Genomic DNA, 12804 nt, shown 5'->3' with positions numbered 1-12804 from the left:
GGTTCGGCGGCGTGTCGTGCACCCACAGCGGAGGGCGGGGTGGGGTGGAGTGGGGTGGGGCGGGCGTCAGGGGTGGGTGGTCACAGCCCCCGGGCCATCCGGTAGTACACCTGGTTCCAGCGCACCTGGTCGGTGAAGCCGCGCCGGGTCGTCGACTCGTCGATGACCAGCAGCTCGGTGCCCGCGATCTGGGCGAAGACCTCGAAGGCCTCGATCCCGGCGGCGGTCGACATCACCGTGTGGTGCGCGCCGCCGGCGGTCAGCCAGGCCTCGGCCGACGTCGCGAAGTCCGGTCGCGGCCGCCACACGGCCCGGGCCACGGGCAGGTTCGGCAGCTCCTCGGTGGGCGGCACGACGTCCACCACGTTCGCCGTGAGGCGGAACCGGTCGCGCATGTCGGCCAGCGAGACGACGACGGCGCCCTCGGTGGGGTCCGCGTCGAACACCATGCGCACCGGGTCCTCCTTGCCACCGATGCCGAGCGGGTGGATCTCCACCCGGGGCTTCGACGTCGTCAGGGAGGGGCAGATCTCCAGCATGTGCGCGCCGAGGATCAGCTCGTTGCCGGGCGTGAGGTCGTAGGTGTAGTCCTCCATGAGGGAGGCGCCGCCCGGCAGGCCCTCGCCCATGACCTTGGCGGCGCGGACCAGCACGGCCGTCTTCCAGTCGCCCTCGGCGCCGAAGCCGTAGCCCTTGCTCATGAGCCGCTGCACCGCGATGCCGGGGAGCTGGCGCAGGTCGCCGAGGTCCTCGAAGTTCGTGGTGAAGGCCTTCGCCCCGCGCTCGACGAGGAACGCCTCCATGGCAATCTCCTGGCGCGCGGCGTACCGCAGCGAGTCGTGACGCTCCCCGCCCGCGCGCAGCTCCGGCGCCACGTCGTAGAGCTCCTCGTACTCCGCCACCAGCGCGTCGACGGCGTCGTCCGAGACCTCCGCGACGGCGGCGACGAGCTCGTTGACCCCCCAGGTGTTGACCGAGACGCCGAACTGCAGCTCGGCCTCGGTCTTGTCGCCCTCGGTGACGGCCACGTTGCGCATGTTGTCGCCGAACCGGACGAGGGTGAGCTCGTGCGTGGCGGCCCAGCCGGCGGCGCCCCGGACCCAGGTGCCGACCCGGCGCTGCACGGCCGGGTTCGAGACGTGGCCCACCACCGTGGTCCGCGCGACGCCGAGGCGGGACAGCATGTACCCGTACTCGCGGTCGCCGTGCGCGGCCTGGTTGAGGTTCATGAAGTCCATGTCGATCTCGGACCAGGGCAGCTCGACGTTCGCCTGCGTGTGCAGGTGCAGCAGCGGCTTGCGCAGGGCGTCGAGCCCGGCGATCCACATCTTCGCGGGGCTGAAGGTGTGCATCCAGGTGATGACGCCGAGCACGTTGTCGTCGCTGTTCGCGTCGAGCATCGCGCGGCGGATCGAGCCGGAGTCCTTGAGGACCGGCTTCCACACGATGTTCGCGGGGACGTCGCCGGCGGCGTGCAGGGCCTCGGCGACCTCGCGCGACTGCTGCGCGACCTGCTCCAGGGTCTCGGGTCCGTACAGGTCCTGGCTGCCGGTGAGGAACCAGACCTCGCGGTCGCCGTAGGGCTTGCTCATGTGCTTCCTTTCGAGAGGGACGTTCGGGGCCGACGCCGGCCGGGGTCAGCGCTGGCCGTACACGTTCTGGTAGCGGTCGTACAGCGAGTCGACGTGCTCCTGCGCGATGGGGAGCGGCTCGCCGAGCTGGCGCGAGACGTGCACCGCGCGGGCGACCTCCTCGCACAGGACGGCGGCCTTGACGGCCGCCTTGGCGTCGGAGCCGATGGTGAACGGGCCGTGGTTCTGCATGAGCACGGCCTTCGAGCGGGAGCCCTGCAGCGTCTCGACGATCCCGCGGCCGATCGAGTCGTCGCCGATGATCGCGAACGGGCCCACGGGGACCGGTCCGCCGAACTCGTCCGCCATCATCGTCAGCACGCAGGGGATCTCCTCCCCGCGGGCGGCCCACGCCGTGGCGTAGGTGGAGTGCGTGTGCACCACGCCGCCCACCTCGGGCATGTGCGCGTAGACGTAGGCGTGCGCGGCGGTGTCCGACGACGGCGCCCGGTCGCCCTCGACGAGGTTCCCGTCCAGGTCGCACACCACCATGGCGTCCGCCGTGATGTCGTCGTAGGACAGCCCCGAGGGCTTGATGACGAGCAGGTCGCCGTCGGTGCCGGGCGCCTGGTCGTCGGCCACGCGCTCGGAGACGTTGCCCGCGGTCCACACCACGAGCTCCCAGCGGGGCAGCTCGGCATGGAGCGCCGCGACCTTCTCCTTGGCGGCGTCGACGGCGGCCCGCAGGTGGGCGGGTACCTCGGTGATGGGCCCGTTGATCGGCATCGGGGTGGTTCTCCGTTCCTCGGTCGGGACGGCGCTACAGCGCCGCGGTGGCGGCCCGCTCGACCGCGAGGCCGGCGGTGTACCGCTCCAGGTAGGTGGCGAAGCCGGCCACGTCGTCGGCGTCGGGCTCGGCGACCTCGAGGACGGCGTCGGCGAACACGCGCTCGTCGAGGTAGTCGGCGAGGGACTCCGCGTCGGCACCGGCTGCGGTGGCCGCGGCGGCGTGCGCGGCCAGCACGGCGATGCCCCAGGCGCCGCCCTCCCCCGCGGTCTGCCCGACGGAGACGGGGGCGCCCACCGCGGCGGCGAGGAGCCGCTGGGCCACGCCGGCGGTCCGGAACACCCCGCCGTGCGCGAACAACGAGTCGATGGCGACACCCTCGCCGTGGAGCACGCGCATGCCGAGGGCCAGCGTGCCGAAGGCGCCGTAGATCTGCGCGCGCATGAAGTTGGCCAGCGTGAGCCGGCTGCCGGGCGTGCGCACGACGAGGGGCCGGCCCTCGTCGAGACCGGTGATGGGCTCCCCGGCGAGGTAGTTGTAGGCGAGCAGGCCGCCGCCGTCGGGCTCTCCCTCGAGGGCCGCGCGGAAGAGGGCGCCGAACACCTCGTCCGCGCCGCCGTCGTGCCCCAGCGCGGTGGCGAGCTCGCCGAACATCCCGGCCCAGGCGTCGAGCTCGCTCGCGCCGTTGTTGCAGTGCACCATCGCGACGAGGTCGCCGGCCGGGGTGGTGACCAGGTCGAGCTCGTGGTGGACGCTGGTGAGCGGCTGCTCGAGGACGACCATGGCGAAGACGGAGGTGCCCGCGCTGATGTTGCCGGTGCGGGGCGCCACCGCGTGGGTGGCGACCATGCCGGTGCCCGCGTCGCCCTCGGGCGGGCAGAGCAGGACCCCGGGCTCGAGGGTGCCGGTCGGGTCGAGCAGCGCGGCGCCGGCGGGGGTGAGCCGCCCGGCCTCCGTGCCGGCCGTCAGCACCTCGGGCAGGAAGCCCTCGACCTGCAGGCCGGGCCGCTCGGCGGCGACCAGGTGGCGGAACTGGCCCAGCATGCGCTGGTCGTAGTCGCGCGTCGCGGGGTCGATCGGGAACATGCCCGAGGCGTCGCCGACGCCCAGCACGTGGCGGCCGGTGAGGGCCCGGTGCACGTAGCCGGCCAGCGTGGTGAACGAGGCGATCTGCGGCACGTGCGGCTCGTCGTCGAGGATCGCCTGGTAGAGGTGCGCGATCGACCAGCGCAGCGGGATGTTGTACCCGAACAGCTCGGAGAGCTCGGCGGCGGCGGGCCCGGTGCTCGTGTTGCGCCACGTGCGGAACGGCACGAGCAGCTCACCGGCGGCGTCGAACGGCAGGTAGCCGTGCATCATCGCGGAGACGCCCAGCCCCGCGTACGTGGTGGGGCGGACGCCGTAGCGCTCCTCGACGTCGGCCACGAGCGCCGCGTAGGCGCCCTGGATCCCGGTGTGCACCGCCTCGAGGGAGTACGTCCACACCCCGTCGACGAGCTCGTTCTCCCAGGCGTGGGACCCACCGGCGATCGGCGTGTGGTCCGGGCCGACGAGACAGGCCTTGATGTTGGTCGAGCCGAGCTCGATGCCGAGCGTCGTCCGCCCGGCCGTGATGGCGTCCCGCACGGTCGCCTGGTCCTGCAGCGTCATCGCCGTGTTCACTCCTTGAATCGGGTCGTGATGATGTTAGCGCTCACATGGGGTCGGTTCCAACCCGGCCCCGACGGCGCTGGTCCCGGCACCGGACGCCGTCCCGCCGGGCACGCCGTCAGCGCGGCGGCGCCGTCGACGAGCGCACCACCAGGCGCGGCTCGATCCGCTCCACCGCCACGGTCTCGCCCGCCAGCGACGCGAGCACCATCGCGACGCACTGCGCGCCGAGCGCCGCGAACGGCTGCCGGACCGTCGTCAGCGGCGGTACGAAGTAGGCCGCGCCCGCCACGTCGTCGAACCCGACCACCGAGACGTCGTCGGGCACCCGCAGGCCGCGCTCCCACAGCGCCCGCAGGATCCCCAGCGCGAGCTGGTCGTTCCCGGCGAGCACCGCCGTCGGCCCCTCTCCCGCCACCACGGCCTCCGCCAGGTCCTGACCCGCGTGGTAGCCGTCCTCGGCCGACCAGCTGCAGGTCCGCGGCCGGGTCGGCTCGATGCCGTGCGCCGCCAGCGCCTCCCGCCAGCCCGCGGCGCGTTCGCGCGCGTCGAACCAGTCCTGCGGCCCCGCGACGTGCACCACGTCGGCGTGGCCCAGGCCGAGCAGGTGCTCGGTCGCCGCCCGTGCCCCCGCCCGCTGGTCGACGGCGACGGACATCGTGGCCGACGCCGGCTCCCCGGCCGCGCTGCCCGCCCTGGTCTCCGCCGTGGTCTCTCCCAGAGCCGCCACGACCACCACCGGGACCGGTGCGCGGAACGACTCGACCGCCGCGGCCACGTCGTCGTGCGGGGCGATGACGACGATGCCGTCCACGCCCTGGGCCATGAAGTGCTCGAGCGCCTCGTGCATCGACCTCGTGTCGTAGGTGCGCAGCGTCGCGACGGACACGAAGTAGCCCTTGTCGCGGGCGGCCTCCTCCACCGCGATGAGGGTGCTCGTCGGGCCGAAGAGCGCCGACCCCGTGGTCACCACGCCCAACGTGCCCGAACGGGACGTCGCCAGAGCCCGTGCCGCGCTGTTGCGCCGGTAGCCGAGCTCCTGGATCGCGGCCTGCACCCGTTCGCGGGTCTCCCCGCGGACGCTCGCGTGCTCGTTGAGCACGCGTGAGACGGTCTGGTGCGAGACGCCGGCGACGGCCGCGACGTCGGCCATCGACGGCCGCCGGACCCGGTCGGTCCCGTGGCCGCTCACGACCGGTCGGCGGAGGAACCCGCGGCGGAGTCGTCCACCGGCTGCGCGTCGACGGCGTGCAGCACCCGGCGCAGGTAGGTCATCGTCAGCTGGCCGGCGGCCTCGTCGTACTGCGCCTCGTAGCCGTGCTTCGTGTACAGCGCGAGGTTGTGCTTGGAGTCCTTGCCGGTGAACGCCCAGATCTCGGTGACGTGCTCGGGCAGGTAGTTGAGGATCGCGAACATCAGCGTGGTGCCCAGGCCCTTGCCCTGCTGGTCGGGCGCGACGGCGAGACGGCCCAGCGTCGCCTTCGGGCCCTCGACCTCGACGCGGATCGACCCCACCAGCCGGTGGCCCTCCCACGCGCCGATCGTGACGATGTCGTCGCGCGCCATGTCCTCGCGCAGCTCCGCCAGCGTCTGGGTCAGCGGCGGGATGTGCGGGTCGTCGTACAGCTGCGCCTCGGAGACGAACGCCGCACGCCGCAGCGTCAGCAGCTCGCCGGCCTGGTCGTCGGTGACCAGGGCGATCCGGGTGGACTTGTCGGGCGCCGAGGCGCCGCCCGCGGCGCCGTCCGGGACGGCGGTCGTGTCGCTCATGGCCCCATCGTGGCAGACCGTGGGCGACAATGGCGTGCGTGACCACACCGCCCGCTCCTGCCTCCCCGCCCTCGAGCACGCCGGCACCCGCCGGGCGCCCCACCGAGTGGGTCCTGACCATGTCGTGCCCGGACCGCCCCGGCATCGTGCACGCCGTGAGCGGGATGCTCGCCGCGCACGACGGCAACATCACGGAGTCCCAGCAGTTCGGCAACCCCGGCTCGGGCACCTTCTTCATGCGGGTCCAGGTCGAGTCGCACGCCTCGCGCGAGGAGCTGGAGGCCGCGATGTCCGACGTCGCGGCGAGCTTCGAGATGACCTGGACCCTGGACGTCGTGGGACGCCCCGTGCGCACTCTCGTCATGGTCTCCCGCGCCGCCCACTGCCTGGTCGACCTGCTCTACCGCGAGCGGGACCAGGGCATGCCGATCGACGTCGTCGGGGTGGTCGGCAACCACCGTGACCTGGAGGACATCGCCGAGTTCTACGGCAAGCCGTTCCACCACGTGCCGGTCACGAAGGACACGAAGGCCGCGGCCGAGGACCGTCTGCGGCGGCTCGTCGACGAGCTCGACGTGGAGCTCGTCGTGCTGGCCCGCTACATGCAGATCCTGTCGGACGAGCTGTGCCGCGACCTGTCCGGGCAGGTCATCAACATCCACCACTCGTTCCTGCCGTCGTTCAAGGGCGCCCGCCCCTACGCCCAGGCGCACGAACGCGGCGTCAAGCTCATCGGTGCCACGTCCCACTACGTGACCGGCGACCTCGACGAGGGGCCGATCATCGAGCAGGACGTCGAGCGGGTGGACCACTCGCGGGCCGTGGCCGACCTCGTCGCCCTCGGCGAGGACGTCGAGCGGCGCACCCTCGCCCGTGCCGTGCGGTGGCACGCCGAGCACCGCGTGCTGCTCGACGGCCACCGCACGGTCGTCTTCCACTGAGGCGGACCGACGCGGCGCGGCCCCCGGGTCAGCCGACGGTGATCTCGTCGTCCGTGTAGTACCCGCTGTCCACCAGCACCTCGTCGATGTCGCCGCGGTTCACCGTCGACACGCCGAGCAGGTACGTCGGCACGACCTTCACCCCGTTGTCGTACGTCGTGGTGTCGTTGACCTCGGGCTCCTCGCCGTCCAGGTAGGCCAGCGCCGCCTTGACGGCCTCCTCGGCCAGCGCGCGCGTGTCCTTGAACACCGTGGAGTACTGCATCTTCTCGCGGATGAGCTTGACCGACGCGGCCTCGGCGTCCTGACCGGTCACCACGGGCATCCCGTCCGCGATCTTCGGGCCGTGGCCCTCGAGGGCGAGGGCGGTGATGGCACCGCGCGAGACGCCGTCGTACGGCGAGAGGACGCCGTGCAGCTCGGTGCCGTCCGCGTAGTACTGCGCCAGGAGGCTCGTCATCCGGTCCTGGGCCAGGTCCTTGGACCAGCGCCAGGTCTCGGCCTCGACGATGTCGACCTGTCCCGACGGCACCGTGACGACGCCGTCGTCGAGGTACGGCTGGAGCGTGTCCATCGCGCCCTGCCAGAAGATGTGCGCGTTGTTGTCGTCCAGGGAGCCGGCGAACAGCTCGATGTTGTACGGGCCCTCGTCGCCGGTGGGTTCGCCGTCGGCGTCGACGACGCCGAGGCCCTGCAGCAACGAGGTGGCCTGGGCGACCCCGACCTCGTAGTTGTCGAAGGTCACGTAGTGGTCCACGCCCTCGCTCTCGAGCAGCAGGCGGTCGTAGGCGATGACCGGGATGTCCCGGGCCGCGGCGGCCTCCAGCTGGTCGGTGAGCCCCGCGCCGTCGACGGCCGCGATGATCAGGAGCTCGGCGCCGCCGTCGATCATCGCCTGCACCTGGTCGGCCTGCTTGAAGCCGGCGGTGTCGTCCCCCGCGTACCGCAGGTCGACGGCGTAGCCCGCCTCCTCGAGACCGGCCGCGAGGGTCTCGCCGTCCGAGATCCAGCGCTCGGACGTCTCGGTCGGCATCGCCACACCGATCGTGCCCGCTCCGGTGGCCTCCTCCTCGTCGGCCCCGCAACCCGACAGGACGAGCGCAGCGGCCGTCCCCACGACGGCAGCACCTGCTGCCAGTCGTCGATTCATCGCGTTCCTCCGTTTCAGTCCGCCGCACCTGGGGCGGACTCCGTGTCTCGATCGCACGCCGAGCGGCGTGCGCTGATCACATCGATCGGTCAGGCGGCCCCGGTGATCGCGGCCAGGATCGACTCGTGGCTGGCCGAGGCCGGGAAGGACCCGTTGTTGCGTCCGTGCCGCAACACCTCGATCCGGTCGGAGACGGCCCGGACGTCGTTGAGGTTGTGGCTGATGAGGATGACGCCCAGGCCCAGCTCTCGCAGCCTTTCGATGTGGGTGAGCACCTCCGCCGTCTGCGCCACCGAGAGGGCCGCCGTCGGCTCGTCGAGCACGACGATGCGCGGCTCTCCGATCAACGTCCGCGCGATGGCCACCGCCTGCCTCTGGCCCGCGGAGAGGCTCCGCAGCGGTGTGCGCACCGACGGGATCCGCACCGTCAGGTGTTCCAGCAGACGGCGCGTGTCGACCTCCATCTGCCCGTCACGGAGCATGCCGGCCCGGCCACGGATCTCCTGCCCGAGGAAAACGTTGGCCGTGACGTCCAGGTTCTCGCAGACCGCGAGGTCCTGGAACACGCTGGCCACGCCCAGGGCGTTGGCGGCCGACGGCGAGTGGATCGTCACCGGCTTCCCGGCGATCTCCACCTGGCCGGCGTCCGGCGTGAGCACGCCCGCCACGATCTTGGCGAGCGTCGACTTGCCGGCGCCGTTGTCCCCGACCAGGGCGACCACCTCGTGCGAGCGGACCTCGAGGTCGACGCCGACGAGCGCCTCGACGGCACCGAAGTTCTTGCTCACCTCACGCAGCGCGAGCAGGGGCGAGCGCCGGCGCGTGCCGTCGGTGGGCAGCGTCATCGTCCCGCTCCCTCGTCGTCGGTGCTGTCGGGTCGCTCGAACAGGTCGGTGCTCGCCAGGGCGAGCGCGATCGCACCCAGGAGCTCGGCACGCAACCCTAGCGCGGCCGGCACCACGTCGGGACCACCGGACCGGCTCAGCACCGTGCGACGCCGCAGGGCCTCGCGCAGCGGGGCGAGGAACGCCTCGCCGGTCTCGGCGAGCTCCCCGCCGACGACGACGCGCTGGGGTCCCAGGCCCGTGGCGAGCGCCGCGACGACCCCGCCGACGGTCGCCCCGGCGTCGGCCACGATCTCCCGGCAGCCCGGGTCGTCGTCCTTGGCCAGGCGCACCACGTCCCGCAGCGTGAGGTGGCCGTAGCTGGCGTACAGCGGTTCCAGGAGCGCCGCACCGCCGACGACCGTCTCGAGGCAGCCGCGGCTGCCGCAGGCGCAGATCCGCCCCGCGGGGTCGACCTGCACGTGCCCGATCTCGCCCGCGGTCCCGTCCGCGCCACGATGGACGCGGCCGTTCACGACGAGACCGGCGCCCACGCCCTGGGAGGCGTTGACGTAGAGGATGTCGCGCAGCTCACGGCCGGCGCCGAGCGTCGACTCGGCCAGCGCCCCGAGGTTGGCGTCGTTGTCCACGAAGACGGGGCGGGCCAGGCGCTTCTCCAGCACCTGGGAGATCTGGACGGAGTCCCACCCGCGCAGCACGCCGCGCAGGCCGATCATGCCCGTCGCGGGGTTGACGGGGGCGGGCAGCCCCACACCGATGCCGAGCAGCTCGCCGAGGTCCGAGCCGACCCGCTCCACCAGGTCCACCACGAGCAGGGCGACCCGGTCCAGGCTGGTGTCCGAGCGGTGGTCGGCCGGCAACGGCAGCACCTGCTCCGCGAGGACCTCGTGCGAGACGTCTGCGATCGCCACCCACAGGTGCCGGTAGCCGACGACCACGCCCGCCACGAGCCCGACGCGGTGCGACAGCGTCACCAGCTGTGCCCGGCGCCCCGAACGGACGGTGCTGCGGACCTCGGCGATCTCGGCGGCGACGAGCTCCTTGACGATCGCCGAGACGGTCGCGGCGGACAGCCCGGTGGCACCGGCCAGCTCGACCTGCGTCAGGCCGCCGTGCCTCTTGACCGCGTCCACGACGCGGGCTCGGTTGGCCTCGCGCAGCGACGACTGGGATCCCGCCATCGGGTGCCGTCCCTTCACGCCCCGGAGTGTAGGAGACGACGGCGGCGGGCGGGCGGTCGAACCGCCCGCCCGCCGTCGTCGGGTGGATCAGCGCGCGGCCGCGGCGCGGCGCTTGTTCCAGATGTCGAACGCGACGGCGAGCAGGAGCACGAGGCCCTTGACCACCTGCTGGATCGACTGCGGGACACCCATGAGCTGCATGCCGTTCGACATGACCGCCATGATCAGACCACCGATCATGGCGCCGCCGACGCGGCCCACACCACCCGTGGTCGAGGCGCCACCGATGAAGCAGGCGGCGATCGCGTCCAGCTCGAACATGTTGCCCGCAGCGGGCTGCGCGGCGTTCATGCGGGAGGAGTACACGACGCCCGCGACCGAGGCGAGGACACCCATGTTGACGAAGACCCAGAAGTTGATCCGGCGGACCTTCACACCGCTCAGCTCGGCCGCGTGCCGGTTGCCGCCGACCGCGTAGATGTGCCGGCCGAACACCGACTTCTGCGTCACCAGCGCGTACACGATGATCAGCACGGCCAGGATGACCAGCACCAGCGGCAGGCCGCGGTACGTGGACAGCTGGTAGCCGAACCACATGACGACGGCGGCGACGGCGACGATCTTCACGATGAACGTGGGCATCGACTCGACCGACTGCTGGTAGGCGATCTTGCCCTGGCGCGAGCGCCACTGCGACACGGCGTAGCCGGCCACGGCGATGCCGAAGATGACGAGCGTGAAGACGTCGAAGCCCATGCCGCCGAGGAGCCCGTTGAAGAACCCGTTGGCGATCTCGTAGTACGTGCCGCCGAACGGCGAGAGCGAGACGTTGTCCAGCACCAGGTACGTCAGGCCGCGGAAGAGCAGCATGCCGGCGAGCGAGACGATGAAGCCGGGGATGCCGACGTACGCGACCCAGAACCCTTGCCACATCCCGACGAGCAGCCCGACCACGAGGGCCGCGATCACGCCGACGTACCACGGCATGCCCATCCGGATGACGACCACGGCCGAGACCGCGCCCGTCAACGCGACCACCGACCCGACGGACAGGTCGATCTGGCCCGCCACGATCACCATCACCATGCCGATCGCGAGGATCAGGATGTAGGAGTACTGCAGGATGATGTTGGTCAGGTTGTTGGCGCTGAGGAAGTTCGGGTTCAGCGCGGCGAAGAGGATCACGAGCGCCGCGAACGCGACGAAGATCCCGCTCTCGCGCAGGTGCCGGGTCATGAGGTCCCGGGCTCCGGCGATGACGTTCATGATTTCAGTTCCTTCGTGGGCAGGGGCTGGTCACGCTCGATCGTCATGAGCTCCATGAGGCGCTCCTGCGTCGCGTCGGCGACCGGGACCTCACCGGTGATGCGGCCGAAGGCCAGCGTGTAGACACGGTCGGAGATGCCCAGCAGCTCGGGCAGCTCGGAGGAGATGACGATGACCGCCTTCCCCGCCGCGACCATCTTGTTGATGATCGTGTAGATCTCGTACTTGGCGCCGACGTCGATGCCACGCGTCGGCTCGTCGAGGATCAGCACGTCCGGGTCGGTGTACAGCCACTTGGACAGCACGACCTTCTGCTGGTTGCCGCCGGAGAGCTTGCCGACGTTGACCAGCACGTGGGGCGTCTTGATGTTGAGCGACTCGCGGTACTCCTCCGCGACCTTCAGCTCCTCGTTGCCGTTGACCCAGCCGTTCGGGGACAGCTTGCCGAGCCCGGCGGAGGAGACGTTGTGGCGGATGTCGTCCAGGAGGTTGAGGCCGTACTGCTTGCGGTCCTCGGTGGCGTAGGCGATGTGGTGGCTGATCGCCTCGGCCACGTCCCGCACCTGGATCTGCTTGCCGTCCTTGAAGATCTTGCCGCGGATGTTGCGGCCGTAGGAACGCCCGAAGATGCTCATCGCCAGCTCGGTGCGACCGGCGCCCATGAGGCCCGCGATGCCGACGACCTCTCCGGCGCGCACGTGGAACGAGGCGTCGGTGATGATCTGGCGGCCTGCCTGCGTGGGGTGGTCGACGTTCCAGTCCTCGACGCGCAGCACCTCGTCGCCGATGTCCGGCGTGCGGTGCGGGTAGCGGTTCTCGATGTCGCGCCCGACCATGCCGCGGATGATGCGGTCCTGGGTCGAGTCGGGGTCCGCCATGTCGATCGTCTCGATCGTCTGCCCGTCACGGATGATCGTGGTGCGATCGGCGATGTCGGCGATCTCGTTGAGCTTGTGCGAGATGATGATGCAGGTGATGCCCTCGGCGCGCAGCGTGCGCAGCAGGTCGAGCAGGTGCGCCGAGTCCGTGTCGTTCAGCGCGGCCGTCGGCTCGTCGAGGATGAGCAGCTTGACCTTCTTCGACAGCGCCTTGGCGATCTCGATGAGCTGCTGCTTGCCCACGCCGAGCTGGGAGACCGGCGTCGTGGGGTTCTCGTGGAGCCCCACCCGTGCGAGCAGCTCGGCGGCGCGCTGGTTGGCGTCGTTCCAGTCGATCAGCCCGAACCGGTTGCGCGTCTCGTTGCCGAGGAAGATGTTCTCCGCGACGGACAGGTACGGCACCAGGGCGAGCTCCTGGTGGATGATGACGATCCCGCGGTCCTCGGAGTCGTTGATCGACCCGAACCGCATGGTGTCGCCCTCGAACACGATGTCGCCGGTGTAGGTCCCGTGCGGGTAGACGCCCGACAGCACCTTCATCAGCGTGGACTTGCCCGCGCCGTTCTCGCCGCAGATCGCGTGGATCTCGCGTTCGGTGACATCGAGGTCGACCCCGGCCAGCGCCTTGACGCCCGGGAACTCCTTCGTGATGGAGCGCATCTCCAGGATGGTGCTCATGTGCGCCCTCGTCCCTCCTTCTGGGGTGTGCCTGCCGCCGGCGACCACGCCGACGGCAGAGCCCTGGCCGGGCCCGCCGCCGGCACC

General features: G+C 71.5%; 11 protein-coding genes. 1 reads left to right on the top strand and 10 read right to left on the bottom strand.

All coding sequences use genetic code 11. The features are described from left to right. Nucleotides 1-80 precede the first annotated feature (80 nt). The 5 genes from araA to MWU57_RS17435 form a co-directional block, all read right to left on the bottom strand. Nucleotides 81-1592, bottom strand: coding sequence for an L-arabinose isomerase (araA, locus tag MWU57_RS17455; RefSeq protein WP_246910955.1), 1512 nt, complete (start codon nt 1590-1592; stop codon nt 81-83). Nucleotides 1593-1637: 45 nt separating this feature from the next. Continuing rightward, entirely contained in the window at nt 1638-2357 is a 720-nt protein-coding gene (locus MWU57_RS17450; protein ID WP_165799980.1) for an L-ribulose-5-phosphate 4-epimerase, read from the bottom strand. A 34-nt stretch (nt 2358-2391) separates the two neighbouring features. Beyond that, nucleotides 2392-4008, bottom strand: coding sequence for a xylulokinase (locus MWU57_RS17445; protein WP_246910952.1), 1617 nt, complete (start codon nt 4006-4008; stop codon nt 2392-2394). Between the two features lie 118 nt (nt 4009-4126). Continuing rightward, the gene (locus tag MWU57_RS17440) at nt 4127-5161 is read right to left on the bottom strand and encodes a LacI family DNA-binding transcriptional regulator (protein ID WP_246910956.1); all 1035 of its coding nucleotides are present in this window, start codon (nt 5159-5161) and stop codon (nt 4127-4129) included. A 35-nt stretch (nt 5162-5196) separates the two neighbouring features. Next, complete coding sequence (locus MWU57_RS17435; protein ID WP_246910950.1) at nt 5197-5778, bottom strand: GNAT family N-acetyltransferase; 582 nt, start codon at nt 5776-5778, stop codon at nt 5197-5199. Nucleotides 5779-5807: 29 nt separating this feature from the next. Here MWU57_RS17435 and purU point away from each other — a divergent pair, with 29 nt between their 5' ends. Beyond that, complete coding sequence (gene purU, locus MWU57_RS17430) at nt 5808-6719, top strand: formyltetrahydrofolate deformylase (protein ID WP_106267089.1); 912 nt, start codon at nt 5808-5810, stop codon at nt 6717-6719. A 28-nt stretch (nt 6720-6747) separates the two neighbouring features. Here purU and MWU57_RS17425 read toward each other — a convergent pair whose 3' ends face one another. The 5 genes from MWU57_RS17425 to mmsA form a co-directional block, all read right to left on the bottom strand. Further along, nucleotides 6748-7869, bottom strand: a complete 1122-nt coding sequence (locus tag MWU57_RS17425) for a sugar-binding protein (RefSeq protein WP_106267091.1) — start codon at nt 7867-7869, stop codon at nt 6748-6750. An 89-nt stretch (nt 7870-7958) separates the two neighbouring features. Further along, nucleotides 7959-8714, bottom strand: a complete 756-nt coding sequence (locus tag MWU57_RS17420; protein ID WP_106267093.1) for an ATP-binding cassette domain-containing protein — start codon at nt 8712-8714, stop codon at nt 7959-7961. Further along, nucleotides 8711-9913, bottom strand: a complete 1203-nt coding sequence (locus tag MWU57_RS17415) for an ROK family transcriptional regulator (protein ID WP_374108588.1) — start codon at nt 9911-9913, stop codon at nt 8711-8713. Before MWU57_RS17415 ends, MWU57_RS17420 begins: the two co-directional genes overlap by 4 nt. Before the next feature lie 69 nt (nt 9914-9982). Then, on the bottom strand, nt 9983-11161 hold the full coding sequence (mmsB, locus tag MWU57_RS17410) for a multiple monosaccharide ABC transporter permease (RefSeq protein WP_106267097.1): 1179 nt from the start codon (nt 11159-11161) through the stop codon (nt 9983-9985). Beyond that, nucleotides 11158-12717, bottom strand: coding sequence for a multiple monosaccharide ABC transporter ATP-binding protein (mmsA, locus tag MWU57_RS17405; protein WP_246910949.1), 1560 nt, complete (start codon nt 12715-12717; stop codon nt 11158-11160). Before mmsA ends, mmsB begins: the two co-directional genes overlap by 4 nt. Nucleotides 12718-12804 lie beyond the last annotated feature (87 nt).

The sequence above is a fragment of the Isoptericola sp. S6320L genome (assembly GCF_023015685.1).
GTDB classification, from domain to species: Bacteria; Actinomycetota; Actinomycetes; order Actinomycetales; family Cellulomonadaceae; genus Isoptericola; species Isoptericola halotolerans_A.
Note: the sequence above shows the minus strand (reverse complement) of the source record. Positions and strands in the feature narration are given on the sequence as shown.

What these genes read in the sequence shown, in the direction of transcription:
- purU (WP_106267089.1), top strand. Translation starts at nt 5,808, where the DNA reads ATGGCGTGCGTGACCACACCGCCCGCTCCTGCCTCCCCGCCCTCGAGC.
- MWU57_RS17445 (WP_246910952.1), bottom strand. Translation starts at nt 4,008, where the DNA reads ATGACGCTGCAGGACCAGGCGACCGTGCGGGACGCCATCACGGCCGGG.
- MWU57_RS17420 (WP_106267093.1), bottom strand. Translation starts at nt 8,714, where the DNA reads ATGACGCTGCCCACCGACGGCACGCGCCGGCGCTCGCCCCTGCTCGCG.
- araA (WP_246910955.1), bottom strand. Translation starts at nt 1,592, where the DNA reads ATGAGCAAGCCCTACGGCGACCGCGAGGTCTGGTTCCTCACCGGCAGC.
- MWU57_RS17435 (WP_246910950.1), bottom strand. Translation starts at nt 5,778, where the DNA reads ATGAGCGACACGACCGCCGTCCCGGACGGCGCCGCGGGCGGCGCCTCG.
- mmsB (WP_106267097.1), bottom strand. Translation starts at nt 11,161, where the DNA reads ATGAACGTCATCGCCGGAGCCCGGGACCTCATGACCCGGCACCTGCGC.
- mmsA (WP_246910949.1), bottom strand. Translation starts at nt 12,717, where the DNA reads ATGAGCACCATCCTGGAGATGCGCTCCATCACGAAGGAGTTCCCGGGC.
- MWU57_RS17425 (WP_106267091.1), bottom strand. Translation starts at nt 7,869, where the DNA reads ATGAATCGACGACTGGCAGCAGGTGCTGCCGTCGTGGGGACGGCCGCT.
- MWU57_RS17450 (WP_165799980.1), bottom strand. Translation starts at nt 2,357, where the DNA reads ATGCCGATCAACGGGCCCATCACCGAGGTACCCGCCCACCTGCGGGCC.
- MWU57_RS17440 (WP_246910956.1), bottom strand. Translation starts at nt 5,161, where the DNA reads ATGGCCGACGTCGCGGCCGTCGCCGGCGTCTCGCACCAGACCGTCTCA.